Genomic DNA, 20,371 nt, shown 5'->3' with positions numbered 1-20,371 from the left:
AAAGGGGAAAGCGCCACGATGGAGGACCGCAGGAATGACGGGCAACGACCGCCGGCGACACTCGCCTCGATTGCCGCCCGGGTCGGGGTTTCCGCCAACACGGTGTCGCGGGCCCTGCGTGCGCCCGACACAGTTCGGCCCGAACTGCGGCGCAAGATCGCCACGGCGATGGAAGACCTGAACTACGTGCCCAACCGCCTGGCGGGCGGCCTGGCTGGCACACGCTCGGACCTTGTCGGCGTGGTCGTCACGTCGCTCTATTATTCCGAATTCGCCACCATCGTGGACCGTCTGCAATCGACCCTGCTGGCCAGCAATCTGCACGTGATGCTCGCCAATACACGCTATGACGCGGACGAAGAGCTGAAGCTGGTGCGCTCCATGCTGAGCTGGCGTCCGGCCGCCATTGCGATTATCGGCGTCGATCACCATCCCAAGGTCAACGACCTGCTGCGCCATTCCGGCGTGCCGATCGTCGAGATGTGGGATCTGGACGGAGACGTGATCGATTCGGCAGCCGGGCTCGACCACGGCGAAATCGGCGCGGCCCAGGCCAGGCACCTGATAGAGCGTGGCTACCGCAATCTCGCCTTTCTCGGCAGCATGCGGGAGATTGATGCGCGTGCCGCCAAGCGTGCCGCTGGAATGCGTCGCCTTGCCGAAAGGCAGGGCCTGCCGCCGGTGGTGATGAAGACGCGGGCGGAACCCGGCCATCCCGACCTCGGCGAAGCGTTGTGCCTCGAACTGCTGGCCGACAATCCGGCGATCGATGGTATCGTCTGCAACAGCGACACCGTTGCCTATGGTGTGCTGCGTGGCCTGCGAAAACTCGCCAAGAACGTGCCCGAGGACGTCGGTGTCATCGGTTTCGGCGATGCCGAGGCCAGCGCCTGCCTCACCCCAACCTTGTCGTCGGTCCGGCCCGACCGCGACAACATCGGCCGACTGTCCGCCGAAATCATCCTGGAGCGCCTGCGCGACAAGCCATCACGAATCGCACCAATCGACTGGGACATCGTGGCGCGTGACAGCAGCCGGCGCGGCATGCCGACCATCGGCAACGACATGTGAGGTAGACCCATGAGCGGATGTTGCGAAGCCCAGCGCAGAGCCGGGCCGTCCGGACCGACGAAAACCACACCGATCATCGCCGGACGCGGAGCCCCGGGCGATGTGGTGTTCGTCAAGGGTGGCCAAAGTTTCGTCGGCACCCATGACCCGATCCTGGTCACCGATGGCGAGGGCCCCGAACGGCCCGTCACCTTGGCCGACTTCTATCTCGAAGCAGAAACCGTCTCGAACCGCCGCTTTGCCGATTTTGTCGCCGCGACGGGCTTTGTCACCGAATCCGAGCGCTTCGGCTTTGCCGCCGTCTTTGCCGGCCTGATGGACAGGCCAGAGATCGCCGCGCTGAATGTCACGGGAACCCCGTGGTGGGCACGCGTTGACGGGGCGAACTGGCGAGAGCCGGAAGGTCCGGGCAGCTCGATCGAGGACCGTCTGGATCATCCCGTCACGCAAGTCACCTGGAACGATGCCGATGCCTTCGCCGCCTGGGTCGGCGGAAGGCTTCCGTCGGAGGCGGAATGGGAACATGCCGCCCGCGGTGGAAACCGGTCCCGCCGCTTCCCCTGGGGGGACGCGGAACCGACCGACGAGCAGATATTCTGCAATATCTGGCAGGGCCGGTTTCCGCAGACGAATACGCAAAGGGATGGCTATTACGGCACCGCGCCGGTGCGTTCCTTCGAACCCAGCGAAACCGGGCTCTACAACATGGCCGGCAATGTCTGGGAATGGAGCGCCGATCCGTTCAAGGTCCGGTCGCTCACAAAGGCAGCAAAGGCGCGCAACGAACAGGCCCGCAAGGCAGGCGACAGGGTACTGAAAGGCGGATCCTTCCTCTGCCACAAGAGCTATTGCTATCGCTACCGTATTGCCGCCCGCATGGGGTTGTCGCCCGACAGCGCATCGAGCAATACCGGCTTTCGCATCGCCTACGGTGCCCCAATGTTCGGAACGGGCTGAGCAATGGCGTTCGACATAGCGCTGGACATCCGGGCTGAGCTCGGCGAATCGCCCGTCTGGTCCACCGCCGAGCAAACGCTCTACTTCGTCGACATCAAGGGACAGTCCATTCATGCGTTTCGGCCCGGAACCGGTGTGCACCAAAGGATTGTCGTTCCGGAAGATATCGGCTGCATCGGCCTGCGGCACGGCGGCGGCTTCATCGCCGGGCTTCGGAGTGGCATCTGGCTGATCGGGGCCGAAGGGACACTGGAACGCAAGCTCGCCGACAATCCCGAAGACACGACAAACAGCCGTTTCAATGACGGCAAGGTCGCACCCGGCAACCGTTTCATGCTCGGCACGATCGACGAACAGCGTCGCGGCCAGACGGCCAGTATCTACCGCTATCACGACGGACGGCTCGAAGCCGTTGCCAGCGGCCTCACCACATCGAACGGCCTCGCCTTTTCCCCCGATGGGCGAACGCTCTACCATTCCGACACGCCCAGACGGACGGTCTGGCGCCGCGATTATCAGCCGGACACGGGCGCACTCGGCGACCCCTCGGTCTTCATCCAGACAAGGGAGGAGGATGGGCGCCCGGACGGCGCAGCCGTCGATGCCGAAGGTTGCTACTGGGTCGCACTCTATGTCGGCGGCCGGGTCCGACGCTACAGCCCGGACGGTCGGCTACTGGAGGAACACCTGCTGCCGGTTCGTTGCCCGACCATGGTGGCGTTCGGCGGAGCGGATTTGCGGACGCTCTACGTTACCTCGGCGCGGGCCGGCCGGAGTGACGACGAACTGCAGGCCCATCCCCATTCCGGCAGTCTGTTTTCCATGGCGGTTACCGTCCCCGGACTTCCGGCCGTCGCATTCGATGCATCCCGGGAGATGCAGTAGCGCAGAGCAAGGGGGACCGGATCAGATCTGGTCCGCGCGAAGCCCGGCTTCGGCCTCCGCCACGATGGCCGAAACCTCCTGGTCTATGCTGACGGTCACGACGCCGGCCTCGCCGGTCGGCGGCTCCAGGGTCGCCAGCTGACTTTCCAGCAGCGCAGTCGGCATGAAATGTCCCTGCCGCTCGCCCATCCGCTGGCTCAGCAGCGCGTGGCTGCCATTCAAGAAGACGAAACGCAGGCGCGCTCCGGCCCCCGTGCGCAACCGCTCGCGGTAGACGTGACGCAGCGCGGAACAGGAGGCGACGACAGAGCGGCCCTGCTGGAGTTGCTCGGCCATCCGCATGCCGATCACGTCGAGCCACGGCCAGCGATCGTCGTCGTTGAGGGGAATGCCCACCGCCATCTTGTCGATATTGGCCTGCGGGTGGAGGCTGTCGCCTTCGATGAAGACAGCCCCGAGCCGTTTTGCCAGCATGTCGCCAACGGAAGTCTTGCCACATCCGCTGACCCCCATGACGATGACCGCGATCGGCGTCTGCGCGGCGTCTGGCATTTGCTTGTCGGCGTCGGTATTCGGCATGAGCGGTTCACCATTGTCGATGAAAGAAAGAGAGGCGCTGCATCTGATGCGTAGATACGGCGTGCCTGTCGCATATGCCGGACCCTTCCGCCCAGCGTCAATCCGTCAATCCCTGCGACCTTCGTCGATGACTGAGACACAAGCGGACAACGCTAGAGCGTTTCGCCCACCACTTCGCGCCGCCGGCGATCCAGCTCCTCGGTGTAGCGGCGCAGCGTATGGCTCTCGCTCAGCTGCCCGATCACCCGCCGCTCGATCAGGTTGTTGACGACGGCCAGGACTTCGGCGCGTGCCCGATCGAAGGTGCCGGCCGCCTGCCGTGCATTCATCTTGGGCTGCAGGAAATCGTTGCGCAGGTCGATATATTTGTCGAGGGAAGGCTCTTCCCCTTCGGCCAGAACATCGGAATACACCTCCGGCACCGGCACCATTCCGACATAGCGGTCATCATCATCGACGATGACCACCTTCTGGGTCGAGCCAAGCGGAAAGGCCTCGCGAAACTCGGCCAGCGTCATGCCGGCATTTGCCTTGCGCATGTCGGTTCGCATCAGCTTGTCCACCGTCAGATTGCGGATCCAGCCGACGTCATGGGCGCTACGAATGCTTTCGCCGCGCAGATGAAAACGCCAGGTGGCGAACGAATAGCCGAAGGTGGTGCGCACCACCAGCGACGAACTGATCACCGCCGCCATCACCAGCGCGGTGATGGCAAAGTCACCGGTGATCTCGAGCGCCAGGAAGGTCATCGTCAACGGCCCGCCGATCATGGCGGTCGCCAGGCAGCTCATCCCGACGACGGCAAAGACCGTCGGCGCCAACGGACTGAAGAAGAGGACGCTTGCCGGAAACGAGAAGATCTTGCCGACCAGCGCGCCCATGAACAACGAGGCGAAGAACAGGCCGCCGCGAAAGCCCGAGCCGATGGAGATGGCAGAGGCGAAGGACTTGAGCAGCAACAGCAGCGCCAGCCCCGGCAAGGCGACGCTGGTCTCGAGATTGAGATGCAGGGCGCCGTGACCGGCCGACAGCACCTGCGGCGAGATCGTCGCCAGCAATCCGACGGCGATCCCGCCGATTGCCGGCTTCACGGCCGGCGGAATGGCGCTGCGCCGCGCCAGCTGCTCGGTGGCGGCCACACCCATCATGATCAGGATCCCGACACCGGCGCAGACCGCGCCAAGCAGGATCGCCGGCAGATAGTCCGAGGGTACGATCTCGCCCACGGGGCCGACTTCGATCAGGAAGACGTCGCCGGAGAGACCGCGCGCAACCAGATTGCCGAGCAGGGCGGCAATCACCACCGGTGCCAGCGCCACGGTACTGTAGGTGCCGATGATCAGCTCGAAAGCGTAGAAGGCGCCGGTAAACGGGGCGTTGAAGGCCGCAGCGATGGCCCCGGCGGCACCGCAACCCACCAGGATGCGCATGTCCTCGCGCCTCAGGCCAACCTTGGAACCGATCTTGGAGGCAATACCGGACGAGATCTGCGTATAACCGGCCTCCAGACCGACAGATGCGCCAAAACCGTTGGACAGCAGGTTCTGAACGACGACGATAACGCTGTCGGTCAGTGACAGGCGGCCGCCATAAAGCGCATTGGCCTCGATCGGGTCGACGATAGGGCGGTTACGCCGCTTGCGCAGCAACAGATAGAAGAGCCCCAGCAGCACGCCGCCGATGACCGGCCCGATCAGCACCAGCAGCACATTCTCGATACGCGCCGAACTCAGCATCTCGTCGCCGGAAATCTGGAAAACCTTGCTGTGCAGCGTCTTGGAAATCCAGCTCATCGCACTGACGGCACAGCCGGCGGCGATCCCGGCGAGGATCGAACATCCCAGCAGTGCGAATTCACTGCCGCGCGCAAAGAACTTCTTCTTGATGAGCTTTACCCAGGCGCGACCGGTATGAACGATCTGATGGAGGGATTGCATGGTTTTCACGGAGATCAGGGTTGGAGGGAGACGTCAGGCGCACTGCGGTGGGGCAGTCCGGCCTGGGTGATTTCGGGTGACTGCCGCGCCATATACACCGAAAATGGCTGCCGCATGTCCGGTCTCCGCCTTTCCCGAGCGCAAAGGCGCAAGCCGGCATTGGGCCCTGCGTTCTGGTTTGCGCGCCCGAAGCCGCCCGGCAGCCGTCGTTGTCAGCCCTTCCATATGGTCCAGACGGCAAGGCCGGCAACCTTTCGCGGCAACCATCGCCATTTTTCCGCATCGAATCCGTGTGTGACCTGCCCATGGGCAAATTGGCATTTCCGACGATAAGAGGGTAAGTAGACAGGAGTTGCAGACGGCAGCGGCCAACTCCTTGTCCGCCGCTCGAAATGTCCCGGGTTCAGCTTGATCGACTTGCGCAATATCGAGACCTTTTTCTGGGCGTCCGCCCTCGGCAGCCTCAGGGCCGCGTCCGAAAAGCTCGGCACCACGCAACCGGCCATCTCTCAACGCATCGCCTCGCTTGAAGCGGCGCTCGGCGTGAAGCTGTTCGAGCGCGCGGCACGGGGCGTCAAGCTGACGGCCAAGGGCCACGAATTGCTGGTGCATGCTGAGCGGATGATGCAGGCCCGCAACGACATCATCCAGGCGGCGAGAAGCACCGATTCGATGAGCGGACGCTTTCATCTCGGCGTTGCCGAAACCATCGTCCAGACCTGGCTGCCGCGCCTGATCACCGAGGTCTATGCCGCCTATCCTTCTCTGACGATCGATATCGAGGTGGAAACCAGCGACAACCTGCAGGCGCTGCTGATGAGCCGGCGGATCGGCCTTGCCTTCCTGATGGGCCCGGTGCTCGAAGCCCGGGTCGAGAACCGGCCGCTCTGCTCCTATCCGCTGGCCTGGGTCGCCCGCGCCGACATGGATCTCGGGCCGCAGCCCGTCAGTCTCGAGCAGATCGCCGCCCAGCCGATCGTCACCTACGGTTCCGGCAGCGCGCCCTATCGCCAGGTGCGCGACATGTTGCGCCGGGCCGGAATTTCCTCGCCACGCATGGTGGGGAGCGCGTCCCTGTCGATGATCGTGCGGATGGTGCTCGACGGGATCGGCACCGCCGTCATCACGCCGAGCTTCCTCACCGACGAACTCGCCCGCGGCTCACTGCGGGTCATCGAGGTGCGCGCCGACCCGTTGCAGGATCTGAACTTCACCGCCTCCTGGGTCGACGGGCCGGACGCCCATGCCGCCCGGGTCATCGCCAGAATAGCCGAACAGGTGGCCGACGAGGATCGCGAAGCGCGGCAAAGCGACGGCCAGATCAAAGCCAAGGCATAAGCAGATTTTATATCTGACTTGCAAACTTGCGATTGGACAAGCGCAGCCGCGCGCTTTCTACTCCCTGACACAAGCAGCAACATAAGCTGCAAAAGGGGACAGGTCAGAAGACGCAAGATCAGCATGGCGATACGCTCTGGACGGAGCGATGATCGGCATAGCAGGTCGAGACATCTTCCCGCACGGCGCGGCACGTCCCCCGATGGTCTCAACCACCTGCTCGAAGGGGAATTCGACAATGAAACTCAAGACGCTCCTGACAACCATCGCCGCCGGCGTGCTTCTCGCCAACACGGCGGGCGCTGAAGACCTACCGGAAACCAAGCTGACCATTGTCGGCGGCTTGAGCAACCTGACCGCCTACCAGGACTTCGAGGTGCCTTTCTGGACCAAGACGATCCCGGAAAAGTCCAATGGCAAGGTCACCGCGACGATCAAGGGCTTCAACGACATGGGCCTCAAGGGTCCGGAACTGATGCGGCTGATGTCGCAGGGCGTCGTACCCTTCGGCACCGCGACGCTCTCCTATTTCGCCAGCGACAACCCGATCAACGAGGCGATCGACCTGCCGGGCCTGGCGCCCGATGCGGCAACGGCGCGCAAGGTCACCGAAGACTTCAAGCCGGTCTATGAGAAGTTCTACGGCGAGGGCTCCAAGGTCAAGGTTCTCGGCATCTCCACCTATCCGGCGCAGGTGATCTTCTGCAATGCCGACATCAAGGGTCTCGCGGACCTCAAGGGCAAGAAGGTCCGCACCTCCAGCCGCACCCAAGCCGAATTCGTCGAGGCCTTCGGCGGCAGCAGCGTCACCATGGCCTTCGGCGAGGTCGTACCGGCCCTGCAGAACAAGGTCGTGGATTGCGCGATCACCGGCTCGCTGTCCGGCTATTCGGCCAAGTGGTATGAAGTCTCCACCCACCTGCTCGCCCTGCCGATCAATTGGAACCAGCAGGTGCATGCGGTGAACCAGAAGGTCTGGGACGCTCTCGACCCGAAGGTCCAGGACTTCCTGCAGACCAATATCAACGACCTGGTCGACCAGATCTGGGACGCTGCGGCCAAGCAGACGCAGGAAGGCTATGACTGCAATACGGGTGCCGACGCCTGCCCGCTGGACGTGAAAGGCAAGATGACCCTGGTCGTGCCGACAGACGAAGACAAGGCACTGCTGAAGGCCACGCTCAAGGACAAGATCCTGCCGCGGTGGGCTGCCCGTTGCTCGGCCGATTGCGTGACCAGCTTCAACGAGACCATCGGCAAGGACATGGGCCTGACGGCCTCCAAATAAGCCGAACATGCCTGGCGGAGGCGATCTCGTCGCCTCCGCCGTCTCTCTGTCCAAGGAGGCCGCCGTGACGGCGTCGACACCGGTTCTATTTCTCTCGAAGCTCGTGGCGCATGCCGAAACGGTCGCCCGCTACGCGGTCTATGCCAGCGGCGCCCTGACGATCGGTAGCGTCCTGTTGATCTCCTATGATGTCATCACCCGCAAGCTGTTCGGCTGGTCGATCGGCGGCTCCGACGAGATCTCCAGCTATGTCTTTGCCATCAGCACCTCCTGGTCGCTGGCCTTCGCCACCCTGCAGCGTGCCCATGTGCGCGTCGATCTGCTCTACCAGCGTCTACCGGTCCGCCTCTCGGCCGTGCTCGACTGGCTGGCCCTTGTCATGCTCGGCGTCTTCATGGCCTATCTGACCTTCTATGCCTATGACGTGGTGGCCAGTTCGGTCAGCCAGAATTCGCATGCCAACACGCCGCTCGGCACACCGCTCGCCATCCCGCAGGGGCTCTGGTTTGCCGGTCTCGTCTTCATGTGCATCGTGCTTGCCCTGATGCTTCTGCGCGCTTCGGTGGCGCTGGTCACCGGCGACATAGACGTGGTCAAGGCAATGACCGGGATTCGCTCGGCAAAGGAAGAAGCCGATGAGGAGGCTGCCGCCGGTGAACGCCTGATCGCAGGAGAGCGCAAATGATCGCGACCACCCTCATTCTGCTCCTGGTGCTGATCGGCATCTCGATCCCCGTCGGTGCGGCGCTTGGCGTGCTCGGCCTGATCCTCGATCCGCTCTATTCCATGCTGCCGCTAACCCGCGGCCTCGGCGAAATCGCCTGGAGTACCAATAACGACTTCCTGACGGTCGCCATTCCCCTCTTCATCCTGCTTGGCGAGATCCTGCTGCGCGCCGGCTTTGCTGAACGCATGTATTCGGCCATGAGCCTCTGGCTCGCCTGGCTGCCGGGCGGGCTGATGCACGCCAATATCGGCGCATCGGCGCTGTTTGCCGCAACGTCGGGATCCAGCGTCGCGACGGCTGCGACCGTCGGCACGGTCGCCGTGCCGCAGATCAGGCGCCATGCCTATAACGAGCCGCTGTTCCTCGGATCGCTGGCGGCCGGCGGCACGCTTGGGATCCTCATTCCGCCGTCGATCAACATGGTGCTCTACGGCGTGCTGACCAACACCTCCGTGCCGAAACTCTATCTCGCGGGCATCCTGCCGGGCCTGCTGCTGACCGGGCTTTTCATGCTGATCATTGTCGGTGCCTGCATGGCGGTGCCGGCCTGGGGCGGGCGACGCATCAGCGCAAGATGGGCCGAACGCGTCTCGAGCCTCAAGCATCTCGGACCGCCGCTCGGGATTTTCCTGCTCGTCGTCGGCTCCATCTATGCCGGTGTTGCGACGCCGACGGAAGCGGCAGCCCTCGGCGTGCTCGGCGCCCTGATCCTGGCCGCCTGCTTCGGCCGACTGTCCTTCCGCATGCTCGGCGAGGCGATCGAAGGCACGATGAAATCGACGGCGATGATCATGCTGATCATCCTGGCGGCCGCCTTCCTGAACTTCATCATGTCGGCCGCCGGCATCACCGATGCGATCACCGGCTCGATCACCGGCCTCGGCCTCTCGCCGCTGCAGATGCTGTTCGTCATCGTGATCTTCTATCTCGTGCTCGGCTGCTTCATGGAGTCGCTGTCGATGATGATCACCACGATCCCGATCGTCTCGCCGATCATGTTCCAGCTAGGCTTCGATCCGATCTGGGTCGGCGTGCTGATCATCATCCTGGTGGAAGCAGCCCTGATCACGCCACCCGTAGGGCTCAACCTCTTCGTCGTCCACAGCCTGCGCAAGAGCGGCGACATGTCGCCGGTGATCACCGGCAGCCTGCCTTTCGTCGCTGCCATGGGAATGTTGATCCTGTTGCTGACCGTGTTCCCGTCCATTGTCCTTTACCTCCCGAGCCTTGCCAACTGACGGCAAGCCTCCTGTCTGCCCTGAGAGAACCGCATGAAACTGCATTTCAAGATCGAGGCCGAGAAGGCCACTTCCGATATCGATGTCACGATCGACAATCTCGTCGTCGCCGGCTGGGCCGGTCGCGACCATGCCGCGATCGAGCATCATATCGAGGAACTGGCAGCCCTCGGCGTGCCACGTCCAAGCGCCGTGCCGCTGTTTTACCGCGTCTCCGAAAGCCTCGCGCTGCAAGGCCAGCGCATCCAGGTCGTCGGTGCCGAGACCTCCGGCGAAGTCGAGACCTTCGTATTTTCCGCCGGCGGCATCCTGTATGTCTCGCTGGCCTCCGACCACACAGATCGCAAGCTTGAGACCACCGGCGTTGCGCTCTCCAAGCAGATCTGCGCCAAGCCGATCGCCGCAACAGCCTGGCCGTTTGCCGAGGTCGCCGATCACTGGGACAGCCTGATCATTCGTGCCTATATCGTCGAAGGCGGCAGCAAGGTGCTTTATCAGGAAGGCCCGCTCTCGTCGCTGCGCACGCCGCAGGAGCTGATTTCGGGCTATACCGACGGTGCCGCAAAACTTCCCGACGGCACCGGCATGATCTGCGGTACCGTGGGCGCGATCGGCGGCATACGCCCCTCGTCGAACTTCACGCTGGAACTGCACGACCCGATCCTCAACCGCTCGATCCACCACAGCTACGCCATAGAGGTCCTACCGGAAGTCGCCTGATGACCATCGAACAGACCCTCACCAAAGCCGCCGCAGCCCTCGCCTCGGGCGAGACTACGGCTAAGACCCTGACGCAGATTGCCATCGAACGCATGGACGATCCGGCTGGTGAGGGCGCGCGCACCTTCATCCGTCGCAACGACGCGCGGGCCCTCAGGCTCGCCGAGGCCTCGGATGCCATAAGGGCGGCCGGCCATCCCCGGTCGCCGATCGAGGGCATGCCGATTTCGGTGAAGGACCTGTTCGACCTGAAGGGCGAGACGACGCTTGCCGGCAGTGTCGCACTGAAGAGCGCCGCACCGGCCATCGCCGACGCCCCGATCGTTAGCCGGCTCATTGCCGCCGGCGCGGTGATCACCGGCACGACCAATATGAGCGAGTTTGCCTTTTCCGGCCTTGGCCTCAACCCGCATTATGACACGCCCCGCAATCCCTTCGACCGTCAAAACGGCCGCATTCCGGGCGGCTCGTCCTCAGGAGCCGCCATTTCCGTCACCGACGGCATGGCCATGGCCGCGATCGGCACCGATACCGGCGGATCGATCCGTATTCCGCCGGCGCTCTGTGGCCTGACCGGCTTCAAGCCGACGGCGCCGCGTGTATCGCGTGACGGCGCCGTGCCACTGTCGACCACGCTCGATTCCATCGGCCCGATCGCCCGCAGCGTGACATGCTGCGGCATACTCGATGCCATTCTGTCGGGCGGCAATCCGCATGATCTGCCTGACGCCCTGCCGATCCGGGGATTGCGACTGGCGATCCCCCAGGCCGTGGTGCTTTCCGACATGGACGCCGACGTGGCCGCTGCCTTCGAGGCCACGGTCAGCCGCCTGTCTGCGGCAGGCGCCGTCATCACCGACCTGGCGCTCGACGAATTTGCCGAAGTCGCCGGCATCTATGCGCGCGGCACCATTGTCGCCGCAGAAGCCTATCACTGGCACCAGTCACTGATCGAAAGCGCCGGCGACAGCTATGACCAGCGCGTGCGGATGCGTATCCTGACCGGCAAGGAACAATCTGCGACTGGCTATATGCGTCTGATCGCGGCACGCGCCGACTGGATCCGTCGCGTCAATGGGAAGATCGCCGGCTTCGATGCGCTGATCATACCGACCGTGCCGCTGGTCGCCCCTGAAATTGCGCCACTCGTGGCCGACGACGCGCAGTTCTTTGCCGCCAACGGCCTGATGCTGCGCAATCCCAGCCTGATCAACTTCCTCGACGGCTGCGCGCTGTCGATCCCCTGCCATGCGCCCGGCACGGCGCCGGTCGGACTGATGGTCGCCGGAAGCGCCTTTGCCGACCGACACATTCTTTCAGCCGGCCTGGCGATCGAGCAGGTTCTGGTACAAGCCTGACGGAGACGGATGATGATGAAGACTAAAACCGCCGCGCACGCGGTGCGTCTCGACGCGCGCGAAGGTCGGTTGAGCGGGCCTACGGCGAACCTCGCTCCGGGCTTCGTGCAGGCGAACCTCGCCATCCTGCCGCGCGCAATCGCCTATGACTTTCTGCTGTTTTGCCAGCGCAATCCGAAGCCCTGCCCGCTGATCGCAGTCTCCGAGATCGGCGATCCGCTGCTGGCGTCGCTCGGCGCCGATGTCGATATCCGTACCGACATTCCCCGCTACCGGGTCTGGGAGCGCGGCGAATTGAAGGACGAACCGAGCGATGTGGCGGCCATCTGGCGCGACGATCTGGTCTCCTTCCTGATCGGCTGCTCGTTTTCCTTCGAGGAAGCGCTGCTGGCGGCCAGACTGCCGGTTCGCCACATCGAGGAGGGACGCAATGTGCCCATGTACCGGACCACGATCGAAACGACCCCGGCCGGCCGGTTCGCCGGACCACTGGTGGTGTCGATGCGACCGATGAAGCCGGCCGATGCCATCCGCGCCGTGGAAATCACCTCGCGGCTGAGCGCAGTCCATGGTGCGCCGGTACATGTGGGCGATCCCGCGGCGATCGGCATTTCCGATCTCGGCAAGCCGGATTACGGGGATGCCGTCACCGTCCATCCCGGAGAGATCCCGGTTTTCTGGGCCTGCGGCGTCACCCCCCAAGCAGCCGTCGCCCGCATCCGGCCCGATTTCTGCATCACCCATGCGCCGGGACACATGCTGGTGACGGATATTCTCAACGCTTCGCTCGGATAGGTGCTTCCCTCAGGCCTTGAGGTAGCTGATCACCGCGTCTGAAATCATCTGCTTGTGCCGATCGTAGAATTCCGGTGCCGACAGGTCGCGCTGGAAGATCGTGCCGAAGGTGTAGCGGTTGGAGACGCGGAAGAAGCAGAAGGCGCTGATCATCATGTGCAGGTCGATCGGGTCGACATCCCGGCGGAAGACCTCTTCTGCCTGACCGCGCTGCAGGATGTCCGACAAAGTCTCGATGATCGAGATGTTGAGTTCGCTGATCTCGGTCGAGCGCTGCATATGGGCAGCCTGATGGACATTTTCGACCGACACGAGGCGGACGAAGTCCGGATGGGATTCGTCATGGTCGAAAGTGGTCGAGATCAGCGTGCGGAGTGCCGCCTCCGGCGCCATGCCGGAGAGTTCGAGATCGGCCTCCAGCGAGCGGATTTCCCGATAGGCCTTTTCCAGCACCGCCAGATAGAGCCCCTCTTTCGAGCCGAAATAATAATAGATCATCCGCTTTGAAGTGCGGGTCCGCTCCGCGATCGCATCGACGCGTCCGCCCGACAGTCCATGAGACGCGAATTCCTCCGTCGCGACGGTCAGAATGTCTTCTCTGGTCTTTTCAGGATTGTTCTTGCGCGCAGCTCGCGGTTGGTTCGGCATCGTCGGCTTGGATCTCCCTTGGGCTGCGCTCCAGTCGCGCCGTACCGTACATCAACGGTACTTAGATCAGAAAGGATCGTTCTATCAACCAATTGGTGCTCCAAATATTGACACGAACTAGTTCGTACATTATTCTGATGCCAACCGAATATGCGACGGAGGAATGGCAAAGGCCATGGAGGAACGCGGGTTTTCGGCGTCTTCAGGCTATCAGCCTCATGCTATGGATACCACAGACAAGACCTTTCGTGCCGGCCTGATCGGGCAGGGAATCCAGGCTTCGCTGACCCCCGCCATGCATATGGCGGAAGGTGCGGCCCAGGGCCTGTCCTATGATTACGAGCTGATTGATCTCGCCCTGATCGATGGCGGCGCCGACCGCCTGGCGGCTCTCCTGGAACAGGCCGAACAGCGCGGACTGGGCGGGCTCAACATAACCTATCCCTGCAAGCAGCAGATCATGCCGCTCCTCGACAGCCTGTCCGACGAGGCGCTGAAGCTCGGGGCTGTCAATACCGTCGTGCTTCAGGACGGCAAGCGGCACGGCCACAATACCGACTGGTGGGGCTTTGCCGAAGGTTTCAGGCGCGCCCTGCCCGACGCGGACCTCACCTCCGTGGTCCAGCTCGGGGCCGGCGGCGCCGGGTCGGCGACGGCATTCGCCATGCTCAAGCTCGGTGCCGGTAGATTGACGATCGTCGACCAGGACCCGGTCCGCGCCCGGACCCTTGCCGACAGCATGGCACCGCTGTTTCCGGAAGCGGCCGTGACGGCTGGAGCAGACACGGCCGGCGCAATTGCCGCCGCGACCGGCCTCGTGCACGCGACACCGACGGGCATGGCCAAACACCCGGGCCTCCCCCTGGACGCCGCCTTGCTGCGACCCGATCTGTGGATTGCCGAGATCGTCTACTTTCCGCTCGAGACCGAATTGCTGCGGGTCGCCCGCAAGCTCGGCTGTCGTACCGTCAATGGCGGCGGCATGGCGGTGTTCCAGGCCGTCCGCGCCTTCCAGCTGTTTACCGGCCTCACGCCTGACGCCGACCGGATGCGGGCACATTTCAGCCGTATGACCGCGGGCGAAGTCGGCGAGACCGGCGAAAAGGGAGCTGCGTGATGAAGACCTCGATCGCCACGGTGTCGATCAGCGGCGAACTGCCCGAGAAACTCGAAGCGATCGCCAAAGCCGGCTATGACGGCGTCGAGATTTTCGAGAATGACTTCCTCGCCTTCGACGGCAGTCCCCGTGATGTCGGCCGCATGGTCCGGGATCTCGGCCTGGAAATCACGCTGTTCCAGCCGTTTCGCGATTTCGAAGGCATGCCCGAGCCGCATCGCAGCCGTACCTTCGATCGGGCCGAGCGCAAGTTCGACGTCATGCAGGAACTGGGCGCCGATCTGCTGCTGGTCTGCTCCAATGTGTCCGGCGTGGCGCTCGGCGGCATCGACCGGCTCGCCGACGACTTTCGCGAACTCGGTGAACGGGCTGCAAAACGCGGCCTGAAAGTCGGCTATGAAGCCCTTGCCTGGGGGCGACACATCTTCGACCATCGCGATGCCTGGGAGGTGGTGCGCCGCGCCGACCATCCCAATATCGGATTGATCCTCGACAGCTTCCACACGCTGTCGCGCAAGATCGACATCAACTCGATCCGTTCTATCCCGAAGGACAAGATCTTCATCGTCCAGCTCGCCGACGCACCGTTGATCGACATGGACCTGCTCTACTGGTCCCGCCATTTCCGCAACATGCCAGGCGAAGGCGACCTGCCGGTGGCAGATTTCACCGCCGCCATCGCCGACACAGGCTATGACGGCTACCTGTCGCTGGAGATCTTCAACGATCAGTTCCGCGGCGGCTCCACCCGGGAGATCGCCGCCGACGGGCATCGCTCGTTGATCTATCTCGGCGACCAGATACGCCGCCGTTCGCCCACCACCCGCCTGACCCTGCCGACCATGCCGCCACGGGCGAAAATCCGCGATGTCGGTTTCGTCGAATTTGCCACCGACGACGGCGACGCCGCCGGCCTGATCGGCATCCTGCGCTCGCTCGGATTCGTCAAGACGGCCGTCCATCGCAGCAAGGCGGTCAGCGTCTATAGCCAAGGCGATATCCGGCTGCTGGTCAACACGGACGAAGGCGGTTTCGCCAGCGGCTCCTATGCCGTCCACGGAACCTCGGCCTATGCCGTGGCGCTGATCGTCGACGACGCAAAACAGGCGCTTGCCCGCGCCGAGGCGCTCAATGCCGTGCCCTTCACCCAGCCGGTGCAGGAAGGCGAGCTCGAACTTCCAGCCATTCGCGGCGTCGGCGGCGGAATCGTCTATCTGATCGACGACAAGACCGATCTCGGACGCTTCTCGGAAATCGATTTCCTGCCCGTCGAGCCGGACGCGCAAATCGAGGCTGCCGGGCTGACCCGGATCGACCATATCGCCCAGACCGTCAGCTATGACGAGATGCTGACATGGCTGCTGTTCTACACGTCGATCTTCGAAACCCAGAAGACCCCGATGGTCGACATCATCGATCCCGGCGGTGTCGTGCGCAGCCAGGTGATCGAAAACGGCCAGGGCAGCCTTCGCATCACCCTGAACGGCGCCGAGAACCGGCGCACGCTGGCCGGCCATTTCATTGCGGAAAAGCTTGGCTCCAGCGTGCAGCACCTCGCCTTCGAGACCGACGACATCTTCGCGACCTCGCAGGCGCTGGCAAGGAACGGCTTTCGCAAGCTGCAGATCTCGCCCAATTACTATGGAGACGTGGAGGCCCGCTTCGGGCTCGATCCCGAGCTGACGGACCGGCTGAAGCAGGAAAACATTCTCTATGACCGCGACGAGCATGGCGAATATTTCCAGCTCTACAGCGAGACCTATGGTGAAGGCTTCTTCTTCGAGATCGTCGAACGGCGGGCCTACAAGGGCTATGGCGCGCCAAACGCCATCTTCCGCATCGCCGCGCTGAAAAAGCTCATGCGCCCCGATGGCATGCCGAAAATCTGACGACAGGGATGCGGCGGGGTGCCATCCGCCTCAACTGAAGAGACCACTCTGGATCACCTGGTCGGCCCCGCGCATCACGTGGTTGCGGATCAGGTCGACGGTTGCCGGCGCGTCGCGCTTCATCGCAAACTCGAACAGCGTCTGGTGCTCACCGACCACCGCCTCGCCACGGAAGCTTTCGGCGAGAAGATGATAGCGAAGGAACCGGTCGAAGATCGAATTCAGCATGGTCATCAGGCTGGTCGACCGACAGGCCCCGACAAGGGCGTGATGAAACTCCCAGTCGAAACGCACCCAGTCGAGCGAGCGCTTTTCCCGACCCTCCAGCAAGGCCCGTTCGGCGGACGACAACTTGTAGTGCGCCGCCACCACCTGCGCCTCCCAGTCGAGATCACCGGCGGCGAAGGACTGGGGGATGGCGTGGCATTCGAGCAGGATCCTCAGTTCGGCCAGTTCCAGCAGCTCCGCCTTTGTGGCCGGACTTACGGTGAAGCCGCGCTGCCCCTCGGCGACGATCAGGCGCTCCGCGGCAAGTCCGCTCAGGATCTCGCGCAGCGTCGAAACGCTGACATCGTAGCGCCTGCGGGCTTCGTCCAGCTTCAGCTTCGATCCCGGCCGCAGCGTACCGGAGATGATGTCGGCGCGTATGCGTCGCGACGCTTGATCTCCGGCGGTTTCAGCTGTGTTGCCGTCCCTGACTGCCATTGCGCCCTTCCAACTTGCCTCTTGATTTATACGAGATAACACAGTTCACATGACAAAAGCGAAAACGTCCACTATTATCGACAGAAAGATTCGAGGGGCGATTGACTTAAACGAACCATTTCGTACAATATTGATGATCGGCAATGAGAGGATTGCCGAATTGACGGGAGGGCCGGCTCACTGAGTGACGGCCGGCACTAGAGGAGGAATACAATATGACATTCGATCTGACCCGGCGTCACTTCATGGGGGCGACGCTGGCGGCAACCGCCCTGAGCGCGGCACCTGTCTTTGCCGCAGACAAGCCCGTACTGAAATTCTCGGCCGTGTTCTCCGAGCAGGACATTCGCGCCAAGATGCTCCAGATGTTCCAGGCCGATATTGCCGACAATTTCACCCTGCAGCCCTATTACGGCGGCACGCTGTTCAAGCAGGGAACCGAACTTGTCGCGCTCCAGCGCGGCAATCTGCAGATGGGCAACATCGCTCCGCAGGACGTCTCCAAGCAGATCCCGGAATGGTCGGTCCTGACATCGGCCTACCTGTTCCGCGACGCTGACCACCTGACCAAGTTCTTCGCCAGCGATGTCGGCCAGGAATTCAAGCAGATGGCCGAAGACAAGCTCGGCATCCACATTCTCGGGCCGACCTATTTCGGCGCCCGCCAGGTGGGTCTGAAGCCCAACAAGAAGATCAACACCCCTGCAGACATGGCCGGTATCAAGCTGCGCATGCCGGGTGGTGATGCCTGGCAGTTCCTCGGTGAATCGCTTGGCGCCAACCCCGTGCCGATGGCCTATGCCGAGGTCTATACCGGCCTGCAGACGGGTGCGATCGACGGCCAGGACAATCCGCTGCCGAACGTCAAGAACATGAAGTTCTACGAAGTGATGTCGCAGATCGTCATGACCTCGCATCTCGTCGGCTATGACCTGCTCACCATTTCGAGCAAGGTCTGGAAGGACATGGACGAAGATCAGCAGAAGGCTTTCCAGGCCTCTGCCGACAAGGCCATGACCTGGAGCCAGGAACAGCACCTGGCCGGCGAAAAGGCGCTCATCGAGGAGTTCAAGAAGGACGGCCTCGAGATCTACGAGCCGGATATCGCCGCCTTCCGCAAATATGCGCAGGACAAGTATCTGAACTCCGATCTTGCCAAGTCCTGGCCGGAAGGCGTTCTGGAAAAGGTCGCGGCAATCTGAGGCGAAAGGGTCCCGGCACAAGGGACCCGCAGCGAATACGGGCGGGCCGGCGCAAGCACGGCCCTGCCCCACGCTTCATGCCAAGTGGAGGAATCTTGAAATGGGAAAGTGGCATGCCGCTGCCGACTGGCTGAGACGGCGGGCGGAGAACATCCTGGCATTCATGCTGCTTGCCATGTTCATTGCCTTCATACTGCAGATCGTCTTCCGCTACGCGCTCAATCTCGCCGTCGGCTGGACCAATGAGCTGAGCGTCGTGCTGTGGATCTGGATCGTGCTGTTTGGCTCCGCCTTCGTGATCCGCGAAGTCGACGAAATCCGCTTCGACCTGTTCTGGGCATCGGCCGGCAGCCGTACGCGGCGCGTCATGCAGATCCTGACCTCGATCGCGCTTGTCGTCTTCTTCGGCATCTCCTTTCCCGCCGTGGTCGAATATGTGTCCTTCATGAAGGTCGAAAGCACCGCCTACATGAAGATCCGCTTCGACTATCTCTATTCAATCTACGTGGTTTTCGCCGCGGCCATGATCGTGCGCTATCTCTGGCTGGGCATCCAGGCGATCCGCGGCGGCGAGGCTGAAGAGCCGGACCGCGCATCGACAGAGCCGCTGGAATGAACCTTGCAAGCCCCTTCTCCCTCGCCGTCACGCTGATCACGGCGCTCGCCCTTCTCGGCATGCCTATCGGGCTGTCGATGATGGTCGGCTCCATCCTCTATCTCTGGATGATGGGTCTCGACCTCGGCACCGTCGCCGAACAGTTCCTGAACGGCATGTATTCCAATTACGTGATCCTCGCCGTGCCGCTCTTCGTGCTGGCCGCCGAGTTCATGAATATCGGCTCGATGACCGAGAGACTGCTGAGCTTCTGCAACCTGCTTGTCGGCCGCTTCCGCGGCGGGCTTGCAATGGTCAACGTCGTGCAGTCGATCATCTTTGCCGGCATGTCCGGCTCCGCCATCGCCGATGCCGCCGGCACCGGCGGCCTGATGCAGTCGATGATGACCCGCAATGGCCGCTATACCCCGAGCTTCGCCGCCGCCCTGACCGCGGTGACCTCGGTCATCGGCCCGATCATTCCGCCATCCATCCCGATGGTCGTCTATGCGCTCGTCTCCGATGCATCGATCGGCTATCTCTTCCTCGCCGGGATGATCCCAGGCCTCTTAATGGCAGCCCTTCTGACCGTCCAGGTCATGGTCACCGCACGCAGGCGCAATTTTCCCGTAGAGCCTGCCGTTCCGCTGCGCGAAGTGCCGAAGATCACCTGGCGGGCCCTTCCGGCCCTGATGATGCCGGTCATCCTGCTCGGCTGTATCTATAGCGGCATCACCACGCCAACCGAGGCCGCCGCCATTGCCGCGGGCTATGCGCTGCTGGTGTCCACCTTCATCTATCGCAGCATTTCCGCGCAGGCCTTCTATGACGGTCTGGCGAAAAGCGCCAAGACCACCACCTCGATCGGCATGCTGATCGCCGGCTCGCTGGTGTTCAACTATGTGGTGACGCTGGAAAACATTCCCGATTCGCTGCGCCAGGTGATGATGGGCTGGGATCTGTCGCCGACCGGCTTCCTGATCTTCGTCAACCTCATCCTGCTGCTTCTCGGCTGCGTGCTTGAAGGCACCGCGATCCTGCTGATCATCGTGCCGGTCTTCATTCCGACGGCGCAGGCGCTCGGCATCGACATGGTGCATTTCGGCGTGGTCGTCGTGGTCAATATCATGCTCGGCCTGGTAACCCCGCCTTATGGCCTTCTGCTGTTCATCGTTGCCAAGATATCCGGCGCTCCGATGCGGGCGATCGTCAAGGACGCGACACCCTTCATCCTCTGGCTGATCGTTTCGCTGATCATCATCACCTTCTTGCCGGATCTCGTCCTGTGGCTACCGCGCATGTTCGGATATCAGGGCTGAGGC

General features: G+C 62.9%; 19 protein-coding genes. 15 read left to right on the top strand and 4 right to left on the bottom strand.

What is annotated here, in order from left to right; translation table 11 throughout:
• Positions 1-18: 18 nt before the first annotated feature.
• Genes J2Z17_RS21960 through J2Z17_RS21950 form a run of 3 tightly spaced genes read left to right on the top strand, consistent with a single transcriptional unit; the run spans position 19 to position 2,913 of the window.
• Complete coding sequence (locus tag J2Z17_RS21960) at positions 19-1,071, top strand: LacI family DNA-binding transcriptional regulator (protein ID WP_209948309.1); 1,053 nt, start codon at positions 19-21, stop codon at positions 1,069-1,071.
• Positions 1,072-1,080: 9 nt separating this feature from the next.
• The gene (locus J2Z17_RS21955) at positions 1,081-2,028 is read left to right on the top strand and encodes a formylglycine-generating enzyme family protein (protein WP_209948307.1); all 948 of its coding nucleotides are present in this window, start codon (positions 1,081-1,083) and stop codon (positions 2,026-2,028) included.
• 3 nt (positions 2,029-2,031) lie between these two features.
• Positions 2,032-2,913 carry an SMP-30/gluconolactonase/LRE family protein gene (locus tag J2Z17_RS21950; RefSeq protein ID WP_209948305.1) on the top strand — a complete coding sequence of 294 codons (882 nt, stop codon included), beginning with the start codon at positions 2,032-2,034 and terminating at the stop codon, positions 2,911-2,913.
• A 21-nt stretch (positions 2,914-2,934) separates the two neighbouring features.
• Here the strand turns inward: J2Z17_RS21950 and J2Z17_RS21945 are convergent, their stop codons facing one another.
• Together J2Z17_RS21945 and J2Z17_RS21940 are read right to left on the bottom strand one after the other, a co-directional pair.
• A complete protein-coding gene (locus tag J2Z17_RS21945; RefSeq protein WP_209948517.1) occupies positions 2,935-3,465 on the bottom strand; it encodes a gluconokinase in 531 nt (176 codons plus the stop codon).
• 179 nt (positions 3,466-3,644) lie between these two features.
• Positions 3,645-5,429: a chloride channel protein gene (locus J2Z17_RS21940; RefSeq protein ID WP_209948303.1), complete on the bottom strand. Its 1,785-nt coding sequence runs from the start codon at positions 5,427-5,429 to the stop codon at positions 3,645-3,647.
• 408 nt (positions 5,430-5,837) lie between these two features.
• Between J2Z17_RS21940 and J2Z17_RS21935 the strand changes: the two genes are divergently transcribed.
• The 7 genes from J2Z17_RS21935 (at position 5,838) to J2Z17_RS21905 (ending at position 12,893) form a co-directional block, all read left to right on the top strand.
• Positions 5,838-6,767: a LysR family transcriptional regulator gene (locus J2Z17_RS21935; RefSeq protein WP_209948301.1), complete on the top strand. Its 930-nt coding sequence runs from the start codon at positions 5,838-5,840 to the stop codon at positions 6,765-6,767.
• A 238-nt stretch (positions 6,768-7,005) separates the two neighbouring features.
• Complete coding sequence (locus tag J2Z17_RS21930) at positions 7,006-8,055, top strand: TRAP transporter substrate-binding protein (protein WP_209948299.1); 1,050 nt, start codon at positions 7,006-7,008, stop codon at positions 8,053-8,055.
• 7 nt (positions 8,056-8,062) lie between these two features.
• Complete coding sequence (locus tag J2Z17_RS21925) at positions 8,063-8,740, top strand: TRAP transporter small permease subunit (RefSeq protein ID WP_209948298.1); 678 nt, start codon at positions 8,063-8,065, stop codon at positions 8,738-8,740.
• Positions 8,737-10,020: a TRAP transporter large permease gene (locus tag J2Z17_RS21920; RefSeq protein ID WP_209948295.1), complete on the top strand. Its 1,284-nt coding sequence runs from the start codon at positions 8,737-8,739 to the stop codon at positions 10,018-10,020. Before J2Z17_RS21925 ends, J2Z17_RS21920 begins: the two co-directional genes overlap by 4 nt.
• A 33-nt stretch (positions 10,021-10,053) precedes the next feature.
• The gene (locus tag J2Z17_RS21915; RefSeq protein WP_209948293.1) at positions 10,054-10,740 is read left to right on the top strand and encodes a DUF2848 domain-containing protein; all 687 of its coding nucleotides are present in this window, start codon (positions 10,054-10,056) and stop codon (positions 10,738-10,740) included.
• Positions 10,740-12,098, top strand: coding sequence for an amidase (locus J2Z17_RS21910; RefSeq protein ID WP_209948290.1), 1,359 nt, complete (start codon positions 10,740-10,742; stop codon positions 12,096-12,098). Before J2Z17_RS21915 ends, J2Z17_RS21910 begins: the two co-directional genes overlap by 1 nt.
• A gap of 9 nt (positions 12,099-12,107) precedes the next feature.
• Positions 12,108-12,893 (top strand): putative hydro-lyase, encoded by a 786-nt coding sequence (locus J2Z17_RS21905; protein ID WP_209948288.1) that lies wholly within the window; start codon positions 12,108-12,110, stop codon positions 12,891-12,893.
• Between the two features lie 9 nt (positions 12,894-12,902).
• On the opposite strand, the gene J2Z17_RS21900 is transcribed toward J2Z17_RS21905, so the two are convergent.
• Complete coding sequence (locus J2Z17_RS21900; RefSeq protein ID WP_209948286.1) at positions 12,903-13,541, bottom strand: TetR/AcrR family transcriptional regulator; 639 nt, start codon at positions 13,539-13,541, stop codon at positions 12,903-12,905.
• Positions 13,542-13,764: 223 nt separating this feature from the next.
• Here J2Z17_RS21900 and J2Z17_RS21895 point away from each other — a divergent pair, with 223 nt between their 5' ends.
• Together J2Z17_RS21895 and J2Z17_RS21890 are read left to right on the top strand one after the other, a co-directional pair.
• The gene (locus tag J2Z17_RS21895) at positions 13,765-14,658 is read left to right on the top strand and encodes a shikimate dehydrogenase (RefSeq protein ID WP_209948284.1); all 894 of its coding nucleotides are present in this window, start codon (positions 13,765-13,767) and stop codon (positions 14,656-14,658) included.
• The gene (locus J2Z17_RS21890; protein WP_209948282.1) at positions 14,658-16,547 is read left to right on the top strand and encodes a bifunctional sugar phosphate isomerase/epimerase/4-hydroxyphenylpyruvate dioxygenase family protein; all 1,890 of its coding nucleotides are present in this window, start codon (positions 14,658-14,660) and stop codon (positions 16,545-16,547) included. Before J2Z17_RS21895 ends, J2Z17_RS21890 begins: the two co-directional genes overlap by 1 nt.
• Positions 16,548-16,577: 30 nt before the next feature.
• Here the strand turns inward: J2Z17_RS21890 and J2Z17_RS21885 are convergent, their stop codons facing one another.
• Complete coding sequence (locus tag J2Z17_RS21885) at positions 16,578-17,252, bottom strand: GntR family transcriptional regulator (protein ID WP_209948280.1); 675 nt, start codon at positions 17,250-17,252, stop codon at positions 16,578-16,580.
• A gap of 215 nt (positions 17,253-17,467) precedes the next feature.
• Between J2Z17_RS21885 and dctP the strand changes: the two genes are divergently transcribed.
• From dctP to J2Z17_RS21870, 3 genes are all read left to right on the top strand, one after another.
• Complete coding sequence (dctP, locus tag J2Z17_RS21880; protein ID WP_209948278.1) at positions 17,468-18,454, top strand: TRAP transporter substrate-binding protein DctP; 987 nt, start codon at positions 17,468-17,470, stop codon at positions 18,452-18,454.
• 100 nt (positions 18,455-18,554) lie between these two features.
• The gene (locus J2Z17_RS21875; RefSeq protein WP_209948276.1) at positions 18,555-19,070 is read left to right on the top strand and encodes a TRAP transporter small permease; all 516 of its coding nucleotides are present in this window, start codon (positions 18,555-18,557) and stop codon (positions 19,068-19,070) included.
• The gene (locus J2Z17_RS21870; RefSeq protein ID WP_209948274.1) at positions 19,067-20,368 is read left to right on the top strand and encodes a TRAP transporter large permease; all 1,302 of its coding nucleotides are present in this window, start codon (positions 19,067-19,069) and stop codon (positions 20,366-20,368) included. Before J2Z17_RS21875 ends, J2Z17_RS21870 begins: the two co-directional genes overlap by 4 nt.
• The last annotated feature ends 3 nt before the right edge of the window (positions 20,369-20,371 follow it).

The sequence above is a fragment of the Heterorhizobium halophytocola genome, assembly GCF_017873095.1.
GTDB classification, from domain to species: domain Bacteria; phylum Pseudomonadota; class Alphaproteobacteria; order Rhizobiales; family Rhizobiaceae; genus Allorhizobium; species Allorhizobium halophytocola.
This window is presented reverse-complemented; position numbering and strand designations above follow the sequence as displayed.

Coding starts and splice junctions, on each gene's coding strand:
- J2Z17_RS21950 (WP_209948305.1), top strand. CDS start 2,032: ATGGCGTTCGACATAGCGCTGGACATCCGGGCTGAGCTCGGCGAATCG.
- J2Z17_RS21940 (WP_209948303.1), bottom strand. CDS start 5,429: ATGCAATCCCTCCATCAGATCGTTCATACCGGTCGCGCCTGGGTAAAG.
- J2Z17_RS21895 (WP_209948284.1), top strand. CDS start 13,765: ATGGATACCACAGACAAGACCTTTCGTGCCGGCCTGATCGGGCAGGGA.
- J2Z17_RS21930 (WP_209948299.1), top strand. CDS start 7,006: ATGAAACTCAAGACGCTCCTGACAACCATCGCCGCCGGCGTGCTTCTC.
- J2Z17_RS21920 (WP_209948295.1), top strand. CDS start 8,737: ATGATCGCGACCACCCTCATTCTGCTCCTGGTGCTGATCGGCATCTCG.
- J2Z17_RS21905 (WP_209948288.1), top strand. CDS start 12,108: ATGATGATGAAGACTAAAACCGCCGCGCACGCGGTGCGTCTCGACGCG.
- J2Z17_RS21915 (WP_209948293.1), top strand. CDS start 10,054: ATGAAACTGCATTTCAAGATCGAGGCCGAGAAGGCCACTTCCGATATC.
- J2Z17_RS21955 (WP_209948307.1), top strand. CDS start 1,081: ATGAGCGGATGTTGCGAAGCCCAGCGCAGAGCCGGGCCGTCCGGACCG.
- J2Z17_RS21890 (WP_209948282.1), top strand. CDS start 14,658: ATGAAGACCTCGATCGCCACGGTGTCGATCAGCGGCGAACTGCCCGAG.
- dctP (WP_209948278.1), top strand. CDS start 17,468: ATGACATTCGATCTGACCCGGCGTCACTTCATGGGGGCGACGCTGGCG.
- J2Z17_RS21910 (WP_209948290.1), top strand. CDS start 10,740: ATGACCATCGAACAGACCCTCACCAAAGCCGCCGCAGCCCTCGCCTCG.
- J2Z17_RS21925 (WP_209948298.1), top strand. CDS start 8,063: ATGCCTGGCGGAGGCGATCTCGTCGCCTCCGCCGTCTCTCTGTCCAAG.
- J2Z17_RS21900 (WP_209948286.1), bottom strand. CDS start 13,541: ATGCCGAACCAACCGCGAGCTGCGCGCAAGAACAATCCTGAAAAGACC.
- J2Z17_RS21870 (WP_209948274.1), top strand. CDS start 19,067: ATGAACCTTGCAAGCCCCTTCTCCCTCGCCGTCACGCTGATCACGGCG.
- J2Z17_RS21960 (WP_209948309.1), top strand. CDS start 19: ATGGAGGACCGCAGGAATGACGGGCAACGACCGCCGGCGACACTCGCC.
- J2Z17_RS21885 (WP_209948280.1), bottom strand. CDS start 17,252: ATGGCAGTCAGGGACGGCAACACAGCTGAAACCGCCGGAGATCAAGCG.
- J2Z17_RS21945 (WP_209948517.1), bottom strand. CDS start 3,465: ATGCCAGACGCCGCGCAGACGCCGATCGCGGTCATCGTCATGGGGGTC.
- J2Z17_RS21875 (WP_209948276.1), top strand. CDS start 18,555: ATGGGAAAGTGGCATGCCGCTGCCGACTGGCTGAGACGGCGGGCGGAG.